This is a genomic window from Psychromonas sp. SA13A, assembly GCF_011378715.1.
GTDB lineage: Bacteria > Pseudomonadota > Gammaproteobacteria > Enterobacterales > Psychromonadaceae > Psychromonas.
Map to the genome: position 1 here is coordinate 182,269 of NZ_WTKU01000001.1, position 21,103 is coordinate 203,371.

Consider the following 21,103-nt stretch of genomic DNA (forward strand, 5'->3'; position numbering starts at 1 on the left):
CATGACTTTTTTGATGTCATGATAGTTTATTGTTGTGATGATAAGTGTAATTGTTTACGCATACTTACTTTTTTCCATTGCAAATATACAGCAGGTAAAATCAATAGCGTTAAAATAATTGCACTGACCATTCCACCAATCATTGGGGTCGCAATACGTTGCATCACCTCTGATCCTGTGCCGTCGCTAATCATAATCGGCACTAATCCAATAACTACTGTTGCGACAGTCATCATCACAGGGCGTACACGCAATCCAGCCCCTTCCATAACAGCCTCTTTTAAATCATCAAGCGAAAACTGTTCGATACGCTGAGACTTTTTAGCCGCTAGCGATTGGTTTAAATACAACAACATGATCACACCTATCTCAATCGAAACACCGGCTAATGCAATAAAACCAACACCAACCGCAATCGAGAAGTTAAATCCAAGTATGAACATCAACCAAATACCGCCCATTAACGCAAAAGGTAAGGTAGATAAAATCAGTAACACTTCACCTACACGTCTAAAGGCTAAATAAAGCAAAATAACAATAATCAAAATAGTAATAGGAATCACCTTTGCTAACCGTGCATTGGCTTTTTCCATATATTCATATTGTCCAGACCATGCCAATGAATAACCGGCAGGTAAATTGATTTGCTCATTTACAATATCGCGGGCTTCATTAACATAAGATCCTAAATCACGATCTTCAATATCAACAAAGATCCAACCGTTTAAACGTGCATTTTCTGTTTTTATCATCGGTGCACCCGATTCAATATAAACCCTAGCAACATCGTTTAAGCTAATGGTCATTTTTGATGGAGTAATAATAGGCAATGATTTAAGCGCAGACACGGAATCACGATAATCATTTGGATAGCGTAAATTAACAGGGTAACGCTCTAACCCTTCAATAGTTTCAGTAATATTTTGCCCACCAATCGCAACGGCCACCAACTGTTGAATTTCAGCAATATTAAGTCCATAACGCCCTGCTTTTTCACGGTCAATATCCACTTTCACATAACGTCCGCCACTAACTCGCTCGGCATACACCGAAGCAGTACCAGGCACATCTTTTAAAATCTGTTCGACTTGTTTACCTATTTTTTCAATCTCAGCTAAATCACCGCCGGCTATTTTAATACCAATCGGAGTTTTAATGCCCGTTGCTAACATATCGATGCGTGTTTTAATCGGCATCACCCAAGCATTGGTTAAACCGGGGAACTGAATCAAACTATCGAGTTCCTGTTTTAACTTATCTTTCGTCATACCAGCTCGCCATTCATTTTTAGGCTTAAATTGAATCGTCGTTTCAATCATGGTTAACGGAGCAGGATCGGTGGCTGTTTCTGCTCGGCCAATTTTTCCCCATACTGTTTTAACTTCCGGTACGGTTTTAATGAGTTTATTAGTTTGCTGAAGTATTTGACGCGCTTTACCCACTGAAACACCGGGATAAGTGGTTGGCATATACATTAAATCGCCTTCATCTAACGGCGGTATAAATTCACTACCTATTTTATGCACAGGGTAAAAACCTACCGCTAATAAACACAAAGCAAAAATAATCAATAACTTAGGAAAGCGTAAACTAAAGGCTAAAAAGGGTTTATAGATTGCTACCACTAATCGATTTAAAGGGTTTTTATGTTCAGGCAGTACTTTACCGCGAATAAAATAGCCCATTAGTACAGGAATCAAAGTAATCGCTAAACCCGCCGATGCCGCCATCGCATAGGTTTTAGTAAAGGCTAACGGTGAAAACATCTTGCCTGATTGCCCTTCTAAGGCAAAAACCGGTAAGAAACTAAACGTAATAATTAATAATGAAAAGAATAAAGCAGGCCCGACTTCCGTTGCCGCTTTAGCAATAACCTGCCAACGATTGTCATCGGTCAGCTCAGTTTTTTCCATGTGTTTATGCACATTTTCAATCATCACTATCGCACCATCTACCATCGCACCAATCGCAATGGCGATACCGCCTAATGACATGATATTCGCGTTAATGCCTTGCCACGACATAATAATGAACGCGACAAAAATACCCACAGGTAAACTGAGCAACACCACCAGCGATGAACGAAAGTGAAATAGGAAAGCAGCACAGACTAAAACCACCACGATAAACTCTTCAAGCAGTTTATCGTAAAGATTTTCTACCGCTGAATTTATCAGTTCAGAGCGATCATAAGTTGGAATGATCTCAACACCTTCAGGTAAACCATTTTGTAATTCATTTAATTTATCTTTAACGGCTTCAATCACCCCTTGGGCATTTTCACCAAAGCGCATCACCACTACACCACTGACCACTTCGCCTTCGCCATTAAGCTCAGTAATACCACGGCGCATTTGTGGCCCTAAACGAATTTCAGCAACATCACCCAAGAATAAAGGTGTGCCGTTATCATTCACCCGTAAAGGGATAACTTTAAGGTCATCAATAGAGGAAATATAACCAGAAGTACGTACCATGTATTCGGCTTCAGCCATCTCTATCACACTCGCACCAGATTCTTGATTGGCACTTTTTATCGCATTGCTAATAGTGGTTAGCGACAGGTTGTAAGCACGTAACTTATTAGGATCAACACGAACTTGATACTGTTTCACCATGCCGCCGATGGTAGCAACCTCAGATACACCAGCAACAGTTTGTAATTCAAATTTTAAGAACCAATCTTGTAAACTACGTAGTTCACTTAAATCGTGTTTTCCGGTTTTATCAACTAACGCATAACTAAATATCCAACCAACCCCCGTTGCATCAGGCCCTAACGCTGACCTTGCTTGAGGTGGTAGATTCGGTGCGACTTGTGACAAGTATTCAAGTACGCGTGAACGAGCCCAATAGATATCAGTATCGTCATCAAAAATGATATAAACATAGGAATCACCAAAGAATGAATAACCACGTACAGTAACCGCGCCAGGCACACTTAACATAGCTGTGGTTAATGGGTAAGTGACTTGATCTTCAACCACTTGTGGTACTTGGCCTGGATAAGTTGTTTTAATGATCACCTGTACATCGGATAAATCGGGTAAAGCATCAATCGGTGTTTTTTGTAATGAAAATACACCATAGGCGACAATCACAGCGGTCATCAACAGTACCAAAATACGGTTTTTTATCGACCAATTAATAACGTGAGCAATCATAGTGTCACCACTTGAGATTTCATGCTTAAAACACTAAAAGCTAAATCCTTGATATATGAATCATTGATATATAAGTTATTAACATCTAAAGCACTGACATCTAACCAGTCCAGATTATTTTTACTTGAGCTATCTTTACTTGAACTATTTTGACTCGAGTTCGCTTCCTCATCTGCTTGTTGCTCTTCTAACATACGATCAAAATCAGCATTGATACTCGATTCACTATCCAATAAAAACTGTGCCGACGTCACTATTTTTTGCCCAACTTCAAGACCAGATAATATTTCGATTGTCTGTTGATTATCAATACCGACTTTAACCAGTACAGACCTAAATTTACCGTCGCCCATCGCCATTACAACACGATTCATATTACCTGCATAAATCACTGCTTCACGTGGTATGTATAAACGCTCTTCATCCATTTTGGGCGTGATAACAACCGATGAAAACATATTGGGTTTAAGCATTTGGTTGGGGTTATCAAACTGTAATCTGACACGAAGTGTACGGTTACTTTCGCTCATTTCAGGATAAATAAATCCAACTTTCCCCACCCACTCTTTACCTGGGAAATAATCTAATGTCATGCTCGCCATATCGTCTAATTTAATCAAAGAGACTTGCGCAGCGAACACTTCAACATCGACCCAAACGGTGTCTAAATTAACGGCAGTAATCACCGTGGTAGATGGCGAAATAAACGCACCTTCGTTTACGTTTAAGTCGGTAATAGTGCCTTTCTTAGGGGCATAGATATCAATCCGTTGCGCTACTTTCCTAGATTTAATCAATTGATTAATTTGCCAAGTGTTAATACCCAATACCTTTAAACGCGCTTTTGATGAACCAATTAATGCACTACGATTTAATTTAACAGCATTCAACAACGACTCTTGTGCTTTCACTAGTTCAGGCGAATAAAGTGAATACAGCTTTTGCCCTTTTTCTACTTCAATACCAACCGACTTAACGTATAACTTTTCTATCCATCCCGACACGCGACTATTGATTTGCCATAACGCATCTTGATTAGCTTGTACGCTACCTAAACTTTTAATATTTAAATCAAACTTACCTTTTTTTACCGTGGCAGTACGTACGCCGAGATTGTTTTCAACAGCAGGAGAAATAGTCACAGTCCCCTCTTCGCTATTACCATTAGTGTCTTCATACACAGGTACTAAATCCATGCCCATTGGTGATTGCCCCGGTTTATCTCGACGGTAATTTGCATCCATCGGTGCAACCCAGTATTTAATTTTAGGTTCTGCTTTTTGCTGCTCTTCATAAACAGGCACTAAATCCATGCCCATTGGTGATTGCCCCGGCTTATCTCGACGGTAATTTGCATCCATCGGTGCAACCCAGTATTTGACTTTAGGTTCTGCTTTTTTCCCTATTTTAGGTTCCGCTTTTTGTCCTGTTTTAGGCTCTGCTTTCTTTTTTTCAGCATAAACAGGTACTAAATCCATGCCCATTGGCGATTGGCCTGGTTTATCACGACGGTAATTCGCATCCATAGGTGCAACCCAATATAGAATATCAGGCTGATCATTTGATTTTTTATCGCTCATTCCGAAATGTAATATTCCACTTTGGTTGGTAAAAAAACCAATACCAAACCCTGCTGATAATACGGCGATCAGTAATAATATAGTGCGCATCATTTATTCCTTAAAATGCCTGAAAATAGCGAATGTTAGAAAGGCTTTTCAGGCCATCAAAATAGAGTTGTTGATATTCAATAGAGAGATTCAATTCATCTATATAAGCCTGAATGACGTCAGTAAAGGGACGAGTATTTGATTGATAACTTTGCACTAAAGCCTGAGCACGTGACTTGGCTTGCTTTAATAAGCTATTTTTATAGCGTAATTGACGTGAAGCAAGCTGCTGATAATTAACAATTTCAGCTTTAAGCTTCGCATTAAGTTGGCGTATTAAAAGGCGATGTTCAGCTTGTTTTTGACCTTTGTTATGTACTGCAGCAATCATTTGCTGATCTTGGCGTTGATCAGTAAAAATCGGCAGATCCATAGAAACAAAACCACTCAGTAAATCTGGTCGAGCGCTGCCATTATCAAACTCAGACAAACGGTGTCCATAACCTAATTCAACTTTAAAGCTGGGTTTATAATTCTGCTTTGCTAAATCAACACCGCTGCCTGCAACTAAAATATTTTGCTTTAAAGCCAAAACCTTAGGGTGTTTAGTTAATAACTGATAATGGTCTATATTACGTGTTTCACTGGCTTTGATATAAGTTAAGGTATCAGTCCAAGCAGGAGCAGTCGTTGATAATTTTTGATAAGCTAATTGTCCTATCCATTCACTTAATAAACTACGATAAGTAAGTGATTGCTGCGACAATTTAGCGAGTTTTTCATCTAATAACCCAAGTTCAATATTCGCATTAATAAGGTCTTCATTTTCGATAAGGCCTAATGAGTACTGAGACTCCAAATCTTGATAAAGGCTGCTAAATAGCTGTTTATTTTGGCTAACTAATTGAACTGATTTTTCAATAAAGAGGATGTTAAACCATAAGTCACGTACTGTTTTTTTCACTAACAAACGTCGGTCTAACCCTTGAAAAACAACTGTTTCAGACTGCAAATGAAAGCCTTTTTTAGAGATCGCTAATGAATCACCTCGACTAAATTGCTGAGCAATCCCCACGGTTAATTGGGTCATTGCTTCATTATCGAGTGAAAAACTATCCGTTGGTAAATTGGCTACACCGAGCTTTATTGTCGGGTCAGCTAATGTTGCACTGCTATTTCCCTTTGCAATTAATGAAGCTTGTTGAGCTTGATAAACTTGTTGTCCAGGATCATCTTGTAATGCGACCCGTTGTGCTTGTTGTAACGACAACGCAGAAACATGCAATGTAACAACTGTGCTTAACAGCACAGCTAGATTAAAGATTTTCATCTATTTTCCTTTTATCCAGTTAATGGATAACTAATTAATCTTTTAAAATACTGAAATGCGCCATCTCAAAAAATAGAGAGATCACGGCTCAAAAGATTAACTAAATAAAGGAGGACGATAGAGGCTTTTAGGAAGAGAGGACAGAATAGACAGCTTTAACGCAGGATAATTAAGTCGATTATAAGTAAAAGAGAGCAGTGGTGTATTTTCGATAAAATGCGTAATAGAAACAACATTCATCATCTCGCAGTTATCATTGCAATCTTGCATGCTCATATTAGTAGCCATATTCATATTTGAGCAATCTAAATGACTCATCATCATGACTTTGCAATGCATTGTTGTTTGTATCTCATCTTCTACCAACGACACAGAGGCCATCACTTTTTGCATAAAAGTGACTTGGATAGTAATCATTAAAAGTATTGTGATGAGTTTTTTCATTAACTAAACATTAATATTGATGAATAAATGGATAAATGGATAAACATAGTAACCGATTAACTAGAGACTAATAATTAGAGACTAATAATTAGAGATTAATAACTAGAGATTAATAATTCACAAACTAAGAATAAAGTCTCCCCCTAGGGAAAGGTCAAATAAAAGATAACACACATTGTTAAAAAATTTTAATTTAGAAATAACCTGCTCATTTAATAATCAAAAAGCACTTAGATTAGTATAAACTTAAAGCTCCACTTCATTTGATAAAGGGTTAATGATGAAATTAATACGTATAACGCCATCCCTACTCTACTCACCATTACAGGTACTCTTAATTGCCTCGTGCATTTCTTTTTTCTTTAATAACAGCGCACATTCAGCGTCATTATTTGCTGGCAGTAAGTCAGTATCAATAAAGTTAGGTACGGCTTCTAGCGGTAATCAAAACTATACGGTTGCCGGTGCCTCGTTACAATACTTTGCATTGGATAACCTAGCCATAGGCGGTGGTTATGAGTATTGGTTCTCTGGGTCGCCCACTATTTCAAAAGCATCTTTACATTCCACCTATTATTTTTCATTAGACCAACACATTAAACCTTATTTAGGTGTGTTATATAGCCATTATTTTGTTGAAGATAGATCTGATATTGATGCTTACGGTTACCGACTTGGTGTTTCTTATATTAAATCACCAATGATATTAAGCGCAGGTATCAAGCAAGAAAAATACATTTCCAACAACCCTGTCTATTTTGATGAAGATCCACAATTAGAGTTTATGGTTGGTTTTTCTTTTTAAGCTAAATAAAACGCTAATCAAGAGTGACACAATATAGATCTAAGCATCAAAAAACAGGCCTGGAATAAGAGAAAATTATCATTGAATGCGGCTATTAAGTATTAGCAGTATTCAATGATTTTTTAATTGTGGTCAGGTATAAATTCGAAAAGCTTAATGAATACTTTAACCATACCCGTTACCAATCAAGATGTATTATTCAGCCGCTAACTAGGGCAGTAAGACAAGGCCGAACATGATGACAATGGCCAGTCCTTATCGAATGTTACAACGCAGTATTGGTGTTCGAGTAGGTGACTCGCTAGGCAAGCCGTGAGCCAAGCATTTTAGCTTCTGTTATAAAATGGACATAAAGTTTCGATTTAATCCGTTAAATCTTTACCTTTATGCCTAGTATCTATCCATTTCACGGCTTTTTGATTTTTGCACTTTGAATGGTGACGGGTATAAGATCAGTAGACTTTCAGTTTGTCTTCAGACTCCCTTAAGTCTTGGCACATAACATATCCATATTCTCCTAGAATATGGATTTAAAAATGAAAAATGATGTACTTAAAAAGATTGGGTTATCGACTCAATTTTCATTAAATGTAAACCTTGTCGTTATCTTACTCGCAAGCTATTTTGCAATCGTACTAAACCACCCTATTATTCAAAAGGTTTATCAATTATCGGCATATGATTTGCCACTATATTTAATAAGTCACCTTTTATTAATCTGTGCTTTTGTGATTATTTTTACACTGTTAGCTTGGCCTTATTTATTTAAAATAATAGTGATCCCATTAATATTAACCTCTGCATTGGCTTTTTATGCGAGTGCTACATATAACATCATGTTTGATTACACCATGATGGAAAATATTTTTGAAACAAATAGCGGAGAAGCATTTTCATATTTAAATTTAAGTGCCGTTTTATTTTTCATTTTACTTGGAGTGCTCCCTGCTTTTTTACTGTTAAAAGTAAAAATAACTTATAACAACAGCGTGCTTAAAACTTTATTCTTAAAAGCCGCTTTATTGATTGGAATGGTTAGTATTATTGCGTTAATTGCTGTTTTTTATTATAAAGATTATGCATCAATAGGTCGTAATAACAGTTATTTGAACAAGATGATTAATCCGGCTCATGTTTATAATACATTCAAATATGTTAAGAAAAATTACTTAAATAAACCCATTGCCTACTCAAAATTAGGGCAAGACGCCAAGCTTGTTCCAGCTACTAATAACAAGCCTACCTTAATGGTTTTTGTTGTCGGAGAAACAGCCCGAGCGCAAAATATTGCTTACAATGGTTATACGCGCAATACCAACCCTTATACGCAGAAGATGGGCATTATTTCATTTCAACATGTCACCACTTGTGGTACTGCTACTGCAGTGTCATTACCTTGTTTATTTTCAAATATGAGTCGTTCAGAATACAAAAAAGAACGAGCGATAAGCCAAGATAATGTATTAGATGTATTAACTTATGCCGGTGTACAGGTAAAATGGTTAGATAATGATGGCGGCGATAAACAAGTTGCACAAAATTTAGTAAAATTAGAGGTTAATAAAGCAGACAATAGCGATTTGTGTAATAAACATAGCTGTTACGACCAAGTCTTATTACGCCAGCTTCCAGGGCTAATAGAGCAAGAGCCACAGCAGAATAAGCTATTTGCATTACATTTAATCGGTAGCCACGGCCCTACTTATTATCAACGCTACCCGCAGGATAAAGCTTTATTTAAACCAACTTGTGAGCGTAGTGATATTGAGAATTGCAGTGACCAAGAGATTGTAAATGTTTATGATAATACTATTGCCTATACCGATTTTATATTGGCTGAAACCATTACCATGCTAAAGCAGTATCAAGACACTTACAATGTTGCACTTTTTTACCTTTCGGACCATGGGGAATCGTTAGGTGAAAATGGTTTATATTTGCATGGAACGCCTTATGTTGTCGCGCCCGATGAGCAAACTCATGTACCTTGGTTTATGTGGGCAACGGATGATTACTTTACCAATCAAGGCATCAATAAAAACTGTCTTGAAAAACGAGCACACAATGATGCCGTATCACATGACAACCTATTTCATACCTTATTAGGTTTTTATGGTGTTAGTACCAAGCAAAGGCAAAGTGCATTAGATATTACTAACACCTGTAAAGTAAGCACTTAGTCATTGTCCAGCACTAGAAATAGTAACTAACAGCAATAATTAGTATAGAGATTTGAAATGAAAATTTTAGTAATAGAAGATTCTCAACATTTACGCAGAAGCTTAATTGTTGGTTTGAGCAATTTAGGCTTCACTGTTGAAGCTACAGGCGACGGTAGTGAAGGTTTAAACCTCGCTCTTTATAATCCCTATGATCTTATTATTTTAGACCTCATGCTGCCAAATATCGACGGCATGACCATACTTAAAACCCTGCGCCAAGAAAATATACACAGCAAGGTAATTATTCTGTCTGCACGAGTCACCGTGGATGACCGCGTTAATGGTTTATTGGCAGGCGCCGATGATTACTTAGTTAAACCTTTCTCATTTGATGAACTGCATGCACGTATCATGAGTATTCAAAAAAGAGGCGAAATCTCGCACTTTAACAATGTTATTAGACAAGATGATTTTGTTCTCGATACTCAACAAAAAAGTTTTGCTTACCAAAATAGTCCAATTGACCTGACTAAAAATGAGTTTAAAATTATTGAAGCTATTTTTAGTGCTAAAGGCAATATAGTTAGCACCAGTAAAATAAGTGAAGCAGTCGTTGGGCATTTTGATGAGTTATCTAAAAATAGTATCGAGGCGCACTTATCATCGGTAAGGCGAAAAACTAAGTTGCTTGGTGGTGTACTCCCGATCAAAAATAAACGTGGCTTTGGTTACTTATTAGAGCAAACAGAATGAAATCAATAAAAAAAGATATTGTTCGCGCGATCACTATCATTCCAGCGATCATATTATTTAGCATTTTTATTGCTATCGATATTGTCTTAGATGATTGGGTAAAAGATAAATTTGATGAGAGTTTAACCACTAAATCTAACTACCTAAAAACATTGGTAGAAGTAAATAAAAATGGTGTCGAGTTTGACTTTTCCGATGAGTTTATGCCGGAATTTTCAAACCCAAAAAAATCTCAATATTTTCAATTATGGGTTGATGAGAAACCCTTTGAAAGATCGCGCTCTTTACGCGCCTTTCCGGAAGAGCAATTAGTCAAACAAGCTCTGCCGATTAATAGCTCAAAAATGATTGATGTTGAATTACCCGATGGTCGTTCAGGTCGCGCCATAATGAGCTACTTTCACCCACAGGTTCCTAAACGTTTACGGAATACCGTTGCGCCTTTTCAACACACTGCTTTTTTTACAGTCACTGTCTCCGATGAAGACTTTTCTCAGGCTTTACTTGTACTTGATATTCTCTTTTGGTTATTGTTCTTTACGTTAATCATCGGTATTCGTTATTTGGTCATTGCGCAGATAGATAAAGGGTTAAAACCTCTGATTTCACTAAATGATGAAATAGCTCACTTAAAAATAGATAAAGCAACATCGTCGTTGTCTAAAATCCCTAATGAACATATTGAAATAGCACCTATTCGAGCAGAATTATTACGTTTTATTGAGTTTTCACAACAAACATTGCAGGAAGAGAAACGTTTATCTGCGGATATTGCGCATGAACTTAAAACGCCTATTGCGGAGATTATTAGCCTCAGCGAACTACATATACAATACCCTGATGATCATCGAATTTCAGACAGTTACTCACAGGATATGTTGTCCATCGCACAACGCATGAAGCATATCGTTAATAACTTGATGATGTTAAACCAAAGCGATCAATATTTACTCAAACAGCAGAACGAAGATATTGTGTTATTCCAGCAGATCAATGAAATTATTACGACCATTGAAAGTACCAATCAAGGTGCTTTAGATAGGATCAAGCTCACTAATTTATTAAATAAATCATCAGTTAATTTAGATGTGATTAGCTTTAATATTATTACCTCAAACTTAATAAACAATGCGCTATTTTACAGCCCATCTCAATCAACGGTTGATTTAACTATAACTAAACAAGATGACCATAGAATATATATAATTATACAAAACAAATTAATACAGCCGATTTCTCCAGAGCAATTACAGCAGCTGTTTAAGCCTCTCTATCAAATAGATTCTGCGCGCACTGAAAATCAACATTATGGTTTGGGATTAGCGATTGTGAAAAAATTGTGTTTACTGAACAATTACACCATCGAAGTCACGCAACCAGACCAAGAAACAATCCAGTTCACACTTGGACTTAATAAAATCTAAATTTATTTTATGGCCATTTTCACTTAACTGCTTTGTATAAAACAGGAGTAAGTTGCTACAAAAAATGGCGATAAAAGCTCAAACTATTTTTATTCTGGTTCGATATTAAGTTGTAATTTTTTAGCCAGGGGTTTAATCGCAGCCCCTTGAAAAAACACTGAGATTAAAACAATAAAAAATACCATATTGACTATGGTTAATGATGATTCAATACCGGCAGCGGCGGGAATCAATGCAAAAACAATTGGCGTCGCTCCTTTAAGGCCTATAGATGAAATAAATAGTCGTTTCCGCCAACTGGCTTTAGGGAAAAACAGATAGCAAATTTGAACCGCCAACGGTCTCGCTACAAAAATTAATAATAGCGCGGGTAATAAAGAGGAATAAAGCACATCGAAAAGATGATGCGGAAACATTTGCAAACCAAGCGCAATAAACATTAATGCTTGCGCTAACCAAGATAAACTATTAAAAAAGTGCTTAGTAATTTCTTTGCCCCGTTTAATGCCATTACCAATCACAACACCAGCCACATAAGACGCTAATAAAATATTACCGCCAACCAGCTCACTACCATAAGTCGCTAAGACAAAACTGACCAGAACAAAAACCGGAATTAGACCATATTCTTCGAGTTTAATATGGTTAAGTAACCACACACATAATTTACCCACAATAAAAGCGATAAATAATGCACTAAAAATTTGTGTAACTAATTCAATACTAATACGGCTTACAGAAACACCACTGTCAGGGGCAAGCGCTAACTCAGTTAATAAAACAACCAAGATCAATGCTATAGGGTCATTGGTCGCTGATTCAAACTCCAATACCGTATCAGTTTGCTCTTTTAATTTAATTTTTTTAGAGTGTAATATGGAGAAGACAGCCGCTGCATCTGTTGAAGAAACAATGGCCGCAAATAACAAACAGATAATAAAAGAAAAATCTAAAAAATAAGAAAGCAGAATGGCAAAAAAGAAGGTCGTCAGTAACACCCCTAACGTTGACAATACGCCACCTTCTCGATAAGCAATCCGGACACTTTCCTTAGATGTATTTAACCCCCCAACAAAAACAATAATGTTCAGAGCAATACTTCCTACCAAAGAAGTTAAAGCAAAATTATCATAAACAAAATTAAACTCACCATTACCAAATAACAAGCCTACCCCCATAAAAATAAGCAACGAAGGGATACCAAAAGTCCGTGATGGGTGGTGTAAAAGAATACCAATGCCAATTAAAGCCGCAATACAGATCAATACAAGTTGGTATGACATTTTTTGTTTATCTTCCTGTTAATAAGTGTTGAATATGGATTGTTAATGTTAGGAAAAGGGTCAATCACTTCATAAATGAGTAAGTTGATACAAAGCCAATGTTGTATATCTGCTTCATAAAATAATTAATAAAGCAGTAAATAAGTGGGAGTTATAATATTTTTTCAGTGATTAAGATCTATTTTTTTATACATAATACCTAGGCTAGCCTTATTTATAAAGCGCTTTATAAATTGCTTCAATAGCAATTGCTACCGCAATAATAAGAATGCTTATGCGAAGGTTAAGGAGATAAAAAAGCAATAAATATGCAGCAAAAGAAATATTTAAATAGATTATTGAAATAAGTTAATGATAATTATTCTCAAGGGAGTTATGAGTCACAAACAAATGAATGCAAATCAAAACTTTATAGGATTTTATAGAGAAATTAGATAGAGTATATATATGTATTTTATCAATTTATTAGGTCATCACTTTAATACCCTAAAATTGATATTCTGAACTTAGGAATTGACGACATGTCCCCGGCTTCCATCATAAAATTTACAAATAGCCCTTCTTTAGATGAATTAAGTAAGGCCATAAAGAGTGTAATAGAAGATGGTGCTAATGGCATTTTATTGCTTACTTGTATTAATAATGCTTACGATGCTAAAAAAATAAATGGCATGTTAGTAGCATGCTCATTGCCTTTGTGCGGAGGAATATTTCCTAAAATAATTTACCAAGGTAAAAACTATACACAGGGCGCAATTGTAATAGGGTTAATGATAGAACCTGAAATAGTAAATTATTCTATGATTAATAAATCAGATCCAGACTTAAAGCATTATATTCATACAAAAAGTGAAAAGATCGAAAGCTATCAGGACTTCATCATTATCTCCGATGCGTTATGCAGTAAAAGTGAGAATTTTATTGATCATTTTTATGATTTTATGGGTTCGGGTGTAACAACCATAGGTGGGGGAGCAGGATCTTTAGATGATGCAAACAATCCCGTTATTTTTACCAATCAAGGATTAGTAAGAGGCATAACACAAGTCATTGCTTTGCCTTGCCCAATAAACAATAGTATTGGACATGGTTGGGAGCTGCTTGATGGTCCTTATTTAGTCACGTCATCGGAGGGACATTTTGTTTATTCATTAAATTATAAACCAACCTTTGATATTTATAAGGAAATAATACAAAGTAGATCTTCTACGCCGCTGTGCGCAGATTTCTTTGACACATTTGCGAAAAATCATCCTTTAGGCATTATCTCTTTAGATGGCGAAATATTAGTCCGAGATCCTATTCAAACAAATGGCTCCTATTTGGAGTGTGTAGGAAATGTACCAGTCAATTCAATGGTCTACCTCTTGCAAAGTAGCCAAGAGAAAATGATCGACGCAAGTAAAGAAGTCGCTCAAAATTTATTACAGCAAGGCCCACTCAATACACTATTATTATTTGATTGTATCAGCCGTGATTTTTTCATGGGCGATAGCATCAATGATGAACTTGAAGCAATACAACATCCGTTTCCTAACACCTGTTTAGTCGGTGCAATGGCAATAGGAGAAATAGCTAATACCCCTTGTGGTTCAATACGCTTACTTAATAAATCAACCGTTCTCGGGTCTTTTTAATTATTCTGGATAACTTATGAATACAGCGATGCACATTATGTCTATCCAACACCAGCTAGTACTGGCGATAGGTAAAGACTCCGATCTTAAAAAAATGTTGCATCAATTTTTACGCCTCTGTTGCCTCAGTTTAAATTCAACTAATTGCCATGTTTTTCTGGTACAAGATAAAAATAAAAATCCAGTCCATCAAAAGAGCAAAGATTCAAGTGTGAAATTAGGTCATTATTTAAGTTTTCCAATGAAAAAACATGGATTGCTAGCAAGTCATAACCAACCTCTCGCCAATATCGTTAATGCTTTCTTTACAGATAACTTAGTCATTGATGTTATTGAATATGAATCGAGCCTTTATCATTTATTTAAAATTGGTGATTTTGGTGTATTAGCTATTGAGCGAAAGCAGCAATTAGGTGAAGCAATTCGAAATGCATTAACCCCTGTATTAAAAAAACTGGCAACAAGCAGTATCGCCTCTATTAATCACCGGTCACTAGTATTAGAAATTAAAACCAGAAAACAGATTGAAGAAAAAATCAGTTACCAAGCCTCACATGATTTTCTCACCGGTTTATTCAATCGAATGGAAATGCAGCAACGCATAGCTAAAGCCATTGATAATTGCGCACAACAGGCAAACACAGGTGCAATATTATTAATTAATTTAGATAAATTTAAAAATATAAACGATGTAATGGGCTACCATGTTGGTGATAAAGTATTACGACAAGTGGCAAATAGACTACGTAATACTGTAAGAAACCTTGCTACCGTCGCAAGATTCGATGGCCATGAATTTATCGTGTTATTAAAAGGCTTACCCGTTAACCCGCTTGAAATTAAATCTATTATTAATGGTGTTATTGCAGATATTGTATTTGCCATTGAGATACCGCTTGAGCTATCCGAAGGACGATTTTCTGTATCCTGTTTCATTGGTTATGAAGTATTTAATGATACGAATAAGAGCGTTCAGGATGTACTGAAGAATGCGAGTATTGCCATGTATGAAGCTTTTAAGAAAGGTAAAAATAAAGCGCTTGCCTACAACAGCAACATGTCAGTACAACTTAATGAACACATCACTTATACACAGGAAATAAAGCAAGCCCTCAAAAATAATAACTTTGAATTACATTATCAACCGCAATATGACCACCTTAAAAACATAGTTGGAGCGGAGGCATTACTGCGTTGGAATAATCCATTACGGGGCTACGAATCCCCGGGAATTTATATCCCTATTGCAGAAGAAAGCGACCTGATTATACAAATAGGGAGCTATGTATTAAAGCAAGCATGTGCTGACATCAAAAAGTTAGAGCAGCTCGACCTACCTGATTCTTTTAAGCAAATTTCAATTAACATCAGTGCTAAACAATTAGCAAAGCATAACTTTGTGCAAACCATTATTTCAGCGGTAGAAGAAAGCCAAATCTCCCCTTCTCGTTTAAAAATAGAAATTACCGAAAGTATGATGATGGGCGATATAGAGTTATCCATAGAGAGCTTAGAAAAGTTGCATCGTTTTGGAGTGGAATGCGCAATTGATGATTTTGGAACAGGTTATTCTTCACTAGCTTACTTAAAGCGCTTGCCTGCGACATTACTTAAGATTGACCGTTATTTTGTGACCGATATTCACAAGGATAAAAGTAATACTGCGATTGCAGGTATGATTATCGAGTTAGCTAAAAGTTTGAACATGACGGTGATAGCAGAAGGTGTTGAGAAAAAAGAAGAGTTAGACTGTCTAGTTCAGCTAGGTTGTTATCATTATCAAGGTTACTACTTTAGCCATCCTATCGTATTTGATAAGTTACAGATGGCTATTAAATTGAAAGCGAATAAAATAGCCATGTAATTTAACCACTTATGCAGTCTATATTAAAAAATATAGGCTATGTAGGCAGCATTACTACTCGCCAATAACAATCTAACAACTTAATGACTTTATCAAAGCCACCTTTTACATCTGATTTAACGATATAACCGGCAATATTTTCATTATAAGCAGCGACTAAGTCTTGGTCAGCCGATGATGTAGTTAAAACAAAAATAATAGTATTTTTTAACTCTTCATCCTGACGAATTATTTTTAGAAATTCTAAGCCCCCCATGATCGGCATATTAAGATCCAGTAGAATCAGATATGGGCGCGGTATTGCATCAGGTTGTCGCAACAACTCTAATGCCTCTAGGCCATTTTTAGTTCTAATAATGGGATTAGCTAACTTTAATTTAGCAAAGCCTCTCTCTACTGCTTTTGCATCTATATCATCATCTTCTACTAATAAAATGCTGACTTCTCCATAATGACTACTCATTATAACTATATCCTTTTAACTATATTATCCTGATTGAACCGCCACATTTAGTTTTCGTAGAAAATCACTAGATAGTTATTTTCATTAAATAGAGCAGTACTTTATTGATATGGTGATTGTGATTATACCTTAACTACCTCTGATCCATCTTATTGAACTCTATTTCACCCTTCGGCCAAGTGAAGTAAAAGGTACAGCCTTCACCTAATGCAGACTCGACAGTCACTTCACCGGAATAATGCTCAACTATTTTTTTAATCAGCGCTAACCCCATACCACTGCCTTCAGTCTCATCGCGAGGCCTTAACGTTTTAAACATTTTGAATATATCTTGATGGTAATCAGATGCAATGCCTGGCCCATCATCTTCTATACTAAATTGATAGAATAACTCTGTTTCTGTACAACCTATTTTAATATTCCCTTGTTTTTTATCATGGTGCTTAATTGCATTACTTAACAAGTTTCTAATCACTTGTTCAAAGGGAGCTCTATAGGTTAAAAAGGTTGGTAAGTTGTTTTTAATAATTAAGCTAAAGCCATCAAGCGGCGCAACTAAATGAAATAGATCATTAATAACAATATTTGCATCAATTTTTGAGATGCTCTTTTCTTGGCGATTGGCTCGTGAGTACGTTAATAAATCATTTAACAATGTTTCCAAACGTTGTATTCGATTACGCATCATCTTAAGGTGTGAAGGTATTTCTTCTAAATTTCCTTCCTCAAGATCCTCTACAACCCAAGTAGCAAGCTGATCAATGCCACGTAATGGTGCTTTTAAATCATGTGATGCAACATAAGCAAATTCGTCTAGATCTTTATTTGAACGAGCAAGGTCAACCGCCCTTAATTCAGCAAGTACCTTAGCAGCGTCAGCTTCTTTCATTAAGCTAGATAAAAGGCCTCTCTGTGCGGTAAGCTCATCAATATTATCTTTTAGTTGTGCATTTTTATCGGCTAAAGATTGAGTCCTCTCAACCACTTTTTTCTCCAATTGACTATTTTGATTCTGCAGTGCTTCACTTAAATGACTAATATTTTTAGCTCTAATAACAGCAACTTGTAATGCGTAAATAGCAAAAGCTAATAATAAGCTAATCACAATGCCACCGAATAAAATCAATTTAATCACAGCTGGAGATTCAATATCTTCTAGTAGCATATCCTTTAGCGAAATATTCAACTGCCATTTACGTTGAGGAATAGTGATATCAAAACTAAAAAATTCTTGATGCTTAGCCTGCCCATAAAGTAATCCACCACTATCTTGATTAAGATCGACCAAACTCAACTCTAAATCTTCGATATCGGCGCGGGCTTTTGCATTTTCCATTAATGTATCAATTTTAAATACACCGGTGACATAACCAATCAAGGCAGTAATACGCTGTTCGGTGGTTGCAGTTGGAAGGTCTTGTTGATATACCGGTGCAATAATTAAAACACCAACCGCTCCCCCAGTAGAAGCTGCATTATCTTGTATTAGCTGAATCTTTGCAGTGGTGGTCATATTACCGCTGTCTCTTGCCAATTCTAGCGAGTAGCTACGTATTTCATTACTATTAAGGTCAAATCCCACAGCATTCTTATTAGCGTCATAGTTACTAACATAAACTACAGGGGTGTAATAGGGTCTTATCGCACTACTCGCCAATTTACCTTGCTCACCTCTTTCTAAGATTTCAAAGTCAGGTTGCTGTGCTTTTATTTCAGTTTCAAATTGTTCTTTATCGCTGTATTTCACTAGAGGAACCCAGCTAAGTGCTTGGATATATTCACGCTCATTAATGTTTAGCACTTTCATGTATTGATTAAATTCAAGTAGGGATAAATGCTGCTTATTCGCACTATAAAATGCCTGAAGACCTTGCAAGTCATTGATTGATTTGTCAATAGCATCTTGAAAGCGAATAGAAATCTGCTCCGCAACATTTTCTATTTTTTGATAACTTTCAGCTTTTAGCCGCTCGGTTACTTTTAATGAAATAGTATAAGTAGAGAAAATACCAAGAAAACTGATAACAATCGCTAATAGTAATGACTTAATTGAAAATGTATTCACTTTTTAAAAATCCTTGTTATACCCAATTGTATTAAATAAGTGTTGTAAATATTGCACAGAAAAAATCGCTTATCTCAAACGTAATTTGATGTAAATGATTACCTTATTCACAAAATTTAACAGTCCGCTCTCAGTATCATACCTGAAGCTTATTTAGCTCACTGTTTGCTTATTTTTTCATTTTGAATGGTAACGGGTATAGATACAGATAACTATTATATGTACATCAGAGGATAGTGCACGAAAAAAACTCATAAAATCAATGATGAGAGATCAGAAAGCAACAATGAACACATGCTAATAAATATTCAAAAACAATGAATTATAATGATTTGGTAAAAGGAAGAGGTCGTTTTTATAGGGTTAAATAGAGTGGACTTAATGCTATAGAGTTATAGAAAAAAAAACTCTCCTAACAAGTTAGGAGAGTTTAATTATGCAAGTATATTAACGAGTAACTGGCACTTTACGAGTTTCGTCGATGTTAATTTCGATACGACGATTCATTTTGTGAGCTGCACGAGTATTACTTGTATCAAGTAGGTTTGTTTCACCGTGACCAACAGCTTTCATGCGATTTGCATCAATACCGTATTTAGAAGTCAACATAGCAGCAACTGCATCAGCACGTTTTTGTGATAATTGTAAGTTGTAATCTGCTTTACCTAATACTGAACTGTAACCGTCAACCGTAATGTCTACGTGCGGGTAAGTTTTAAGGAATGTTGCTACTTTATCAAGCTCAGAAAAGTACTCAGGTTTAACAACAGCTTTATTGTTATCAAAGTTAACAGCTAAGCGGTATGAAAGGTTTTCTTCAGCAAAAATAGTACAACCTACTTCGTCTACTTTATTAGACATAGGTGTAGCTGGACATTGGTCAGTACCGTCAACAACACTATCTTTATCAGTATCCATTGCAACTGGTGCAACGTAAGCAACTGGTTCAGCTTTAACTGGTGGTAATGCTTTATCATTTTTATCAAAGAAATACACTAAACCTACTTGAGCGATTGCATCAGTAAATTTCTCGTCAAATTGGTAACTACCTTTACCTTCAACATAACCAGCAAATTGGTCAGTAAAGTATTGACGGTAACCAAGACCGACATTAACTGCAGCTTCAGCATCAGCTTCAAAATCTAATGCGCTAACACCACCTAATAAATAAATGTTCTTTCCTGTTGGGAAGAAAAGAGCATCAAACGAGTATTTATTTAGGTTATCAAGATCACTACCTTGCTTAAGATCAGCAGTAAAGTTTGTGTAAGATAAACGCAGCTCTAGAGGAGCTGAAACACGATAACCCAATTCAACACCAGCACCGCCAGCGTTATTGAATTGATCGCCAGTACCATCTAAACGGTCATTATCAGCTTTAAGGTAAGCACCGTGAATACCACCGTAAACGTTTCCAACTAACGTTTCAGCATCAGGTTGATCTGCATGAGCAGGAAGAAATTGGCCAAGTAGCAATGTGCTAACAAGAAGGGGTAATTTACGTTTAATCATATCCATGTTCCATATAGTTAATTTAGCTGGTAAAAGTACCATCAAACTAAGGTAAAAAAATATCATAATCGTTATTGATTTGCAAAGCTAAAATTAGATATATTATTAATTTTTTTAGCCTAAAATTGTTGGAAAATAAAGGCAAATTTCCAACTCATTGAATAAATTGAAATAAAAGCAAAAACAACACGTTAACACCATACTTCAATAGATTACGTTTACTATCAACACACCTTATATTTAAATGATATTCAAATTATTACAATTTCAAAAAACTATCCACTTATAGGTACAAATATCAAATTAAAGTCTCTTTATGAGTTTTAATATCATCTTTAAAATGTCATTTATCACTAATATTCCGTTATCGGAGTGACACAGATAATCGTTCTAAAATTCATCATGTTACGTCTAACGCTAATATTCTATCTAGCGCATTTGATTTGTAACGGATATACCTACGAAAGCTATAGGACATAAGATCAAACTTGCATAAAAAAATTTAGCTGTTGATAAAAGCTGAAACATTATTTAATGGCACAAGTTATGCTTTACTTTTAAAGATCATTGGTTAGTAAAGTTAGCGC

The 21,103-nt window shown here is 36.0% G+C and carries 14 protein-coding genes; 6 read left to right on the forward strand and 8 right to left on the reverse strand.

Annotation, left to right across the window (positions count from 1 at the left end):
* Positions 1 to 26 precede the first annotated feature (26 nt).
* The 4 genes from GQR44_RS00875 to GQR44_RS00890 all read right to left on the reverse strand — a co-directional run bounded on the left by GQR44_RS00875 (position 27) and on the right by GQR44_RS00890 (position 6,548).
* On the reverse strand, positions 27 to 3,164 hold the full coding sequence (locus GQR44_RS00875) for an efflux RND transporter permease subunit (RefSeq protein ID WP_166368288.1): 3,138 nt from the start codon (positions 3,162 to 3,164) through the stop codon (positions 27 to 29).
* Positions 3,161 to 4,834: an efflux RND transporter periplasmic adaptor subunit gene (locus GQR44_RS00880; protein ID WP_166368290.1), complete on the reverse strand. Its 1,674-nt coding sequence runs from the start codon at positions 4,832 to 4,834 to the stop codon at positions 3,161 to 3,163. Before GQR44_RS00880 ends, GQR44_RS00875 begins: the two co-directional genes overlap by 4 nt.
* A gap of 10 nt (positions 4,835 to 4,844) precedes the next feature.
* The gene (locus GQR44_RS00885) at positions 4,845 to 6,104 is read right to left on the reverse strand and encodes a TolC family protein (RefSeq protein WP_166368292.1); all 1,260 of its coding nucleotides are present in this window, start codon (positions 6,102 to 6,104) and stop codon (positions 4,845 to 4,847) included.
* A gap of 96 nt (positions 6,105 to 6,200) precedes the next feature.
* The gene (locus GQR44_RS00890) at positions 6,201 to 6,548 is read right to left on the reverse strand and encodes a hypothetical protein (RefSeq protein ID WP_166368294.1); all 348 of its coding nucleotides are present in this window, start codon (positions 6,546 to 6,548) and stop codon (positions 6,201 to 6,203) included.
* Between the two features lie 280 nt (positions 6,549 to 6,828).
* Here GQR44_RS00890 and GQR44_RS00895 point away from each other — a divergent pair, with 280 nt between their 5' ends.
* The 4 genes from GQR44_RS00895 to GQR44_RS00910 all read left to right on the forward strand — a co-directional run bounded on the left by GQR44_RS00895 (position 6,829) and on the right by GQR44_RS00910 (position 11,692).
* On the forward strand, positions 6,829 to 7,353 hold the full coding sequence (locus GQR44_RS00895) for a ferrodoxin oxidoreductase beta subunit (RefSeq protein WP_205962914.1): 525 nt from the start codon (positions 6,829 to 6,831) through the stop codon (positions 7,351 to 7,353).
* Positions 7,354 to 7,889: 536 nt separating this feature from the next.
* Positions 7,890 to 9,533, forward strand: a complete 1,644-nt coding sequence (locus GQR44_RS00900) for a phosphoethanolamine--lipid A transferase (RefSeq protein WP_205962915.1) — start codon at positions 7,890 to 7,892, stop codon at positions 9,531 to 9,533.
* 57 nt (positions 9,534 to 9,590) lie between these two features.
* Positions 9,591 to 10,268, forward strand: coding sequence for a response regulator transcription factor (locus GQR44_RS00905; protein WP_166368298.1), 678 nt, complete (start codon positions 9,591 to 9,593; stop codon positions 10,266 to 10,268).
* Positions 10,265 to 11,692 (forward strand): HAMP domain-containing sensor histidine kinase, encoded by a 1,428-nt coding sequence (locus tag GQR44_RS00910; RefSeq protein WP_166368300.1) that lies wholly within the window; start codon positions 10,265 to 10,267, stop codon positions 11,690 to 11,692. Before GQR44_RS00905 ends, GQR44_RS00910 begins: the two co-directional genes overlap by 4 nt.
* Positions 11,693 to 11,781: 89 nt before the next feature.
* Here the strand turns inward: GQR44_RS00910 and GQR44_RS00915 are convergent, their stop codons facing one another.
* Positions 11,782 to 12,975 (reverse strand): potassium/proton antiporter, encoded by a 1,194-nt coding sequence (locus GQR44_RS00915; protein WP_166368302.1) that lies wholly within the window; start codon positions 12,973 to 12,975, stop codon positions 11,782 to 11,784.
* A 521-nt stretch (positions 12,976 to 13,496) separates the two neighbouring features.
* Between GQR44_RS00915 and GQR44_RS00920 the strand changes: the two genes are divergently transcribed.
* Both GQR44_RS00920 and GQR44_RS00925 read left to right on the forward strand, forming a co-directional pair.
* Positions 13,497 to 14,612, forward strand: a complete 1,116-nt coding sequence (locus tag GQR44_RS00920) for an FIST C-terminal domain-containing protein (protein WP_166368304.1) — start codon at positions 13,497 to 13,499, stop codon at positions 14,610 to 14,612.
* Between the two features lie 16 nt (positions 14,613 to 14,628).
* The gene (locus GQR44_RS00925) at positions 14,629 to 16,476 is read left to right on the forward strand and encodes a bifunctional diguanylate cyclase/phosphodiesterase (protein WP_166368306.1); all 1,848 of its coding nucleotides are present in this window, start codon (positions 14,629 to 14,631) and stop codon (positions 16,474 to 16,476) included.
* A 37-nt stretch (positions 16,477 to 16,513) separates the two neighbouring features.
* Here the strand turns inward: GQR44_RS00925 and GQR44_RS00930 are convergent, their stop codons facing one another.
* From GQR44_RS00930 to GQR44_RS00940, 3 genes are all read right to left on the reverse strand, one after another.
* Complete coding sequence (locus GQR44_RS00930; RefSeq protein WP_166368308.1) at positions 16,514 to 16,939, reverse strand: response regulator; 426 nt, start codon at positions 16,937 to 16,939, stop codon at positions 16,514 to 16,516.
* A gap of 133 nt (positions 16,940 to 17,072) precedes the next feature.
* Positions 17,073 to 19,004, reverse strand: coding sequence for a CHASE domain-containing protein (locus tag GQR44_RS00935; RefSeq protein ID WP_166368310.1), 1,932 nt, complete (start codon positions 19,002 to 19,004; stop codon positions 17,073 to 17,075).
* A 447-nt stretch (positions 19,005 to 19,451) separates the two neighbouring features.
* Positions 19,452 to 20,516: an OmpA family protein gene (locus GQR44_RS00940; protein WP_166368312.1), complete on the reverse strand. Its 1,065-nt coding sequence runs from the start codon at positions 20,514 to 20,516 to the stop codon at positions 19,452 to 19,454.
* Positions 20,517 to 21,103: the final 587 nt, after the last annotated feature.

Coding starts and splice junctions, on each gene's coding strand:
- GQR44_RS00875 (WP_166368288.1), bottom strand. CDS start 3,164: ATGATTGCTCACGTTATTAATTGGTCGATAAAAAACCGTATTTTGGTA.
- GQR44_RS00880 (WP_166368290.1), bottom strand. CDS start 4,834: ATGCGCACTATATTATTACTGATCGCCGTATTATCAGCAGGGTTTGGT.
- GQR44_RS00885 (WP_166368292.1), bottom strand. CDS start 6,104: ATGAAAATCTTTAATCTAGCTGTGCTGTTAAGCACAGTTGTTACATTG.
- GQR44_RS00890 (WP_166368294.1), bottom strand. CDS start 6,548: ATGAAAAAACTCATCACAATACTTTTAATGATTACTATCCAAGTCACT.
- GQR44_RS00895 (WP_205962914.1), top strand. CDS start 6,829: ATGAAATTAATACGTATAACGCCATCCCTACTCTACTCACCATTACAG.
- GQR44_RS00900 (WP_205962915.1), top strand. CDS start 7,890: ATGAAAAATGATGTACTTAAAAAGATTGGGTTATCGACTCAATTTTCA.
- GQR44_RS00905 (WP_166368298.1), top strand. CDS start 9,591: ATGAAAATTTTAGTAATAGAAGATTCTCAACATTTACGCAGAAGCTTA.
- GQR44_RS00910 (WP_166368300.1), top strand. CDS start 10,265: ATGAAATCAATAAAAAAAGATATTGTTCGCGCGATCACTATCATTCCA.
- GQR44_RS00915 (WP_166368302.1), bottom strand. CDS start 12,975: ATGTCATACCAACTTGTATTGATCTGTATTGCGGCTTTAATTGGCATT.
- GQR44_RS00920 (WP_166368304.1), top strand. CDS start 13,497: ATGTCCCCGGCTTCCATCATAAAATTTACAAATAGCCCTTCTTTAGAT.
- GQR44_RS00925 (WP_166368306.1), top strand. CDS start 14,629: ATGAATACAGCGATGCACATTATGTCTATCCAACACCAGCTAGTACTG.
- GQR44_RS00930 (WP_166368308.1), bottom strand. CDS start 16,939: ATGAGTAGTCATTATGGAGAAGTCAGCATTTTATTAGTAGAAGATGAT.
- GQR44_RS00940 (WP_166368312.1), bottom strand. CDS start 20,516: ATGATTAAACGTAAATTACCCCTTCTTGTTAGCACATTGCTACTTGGC.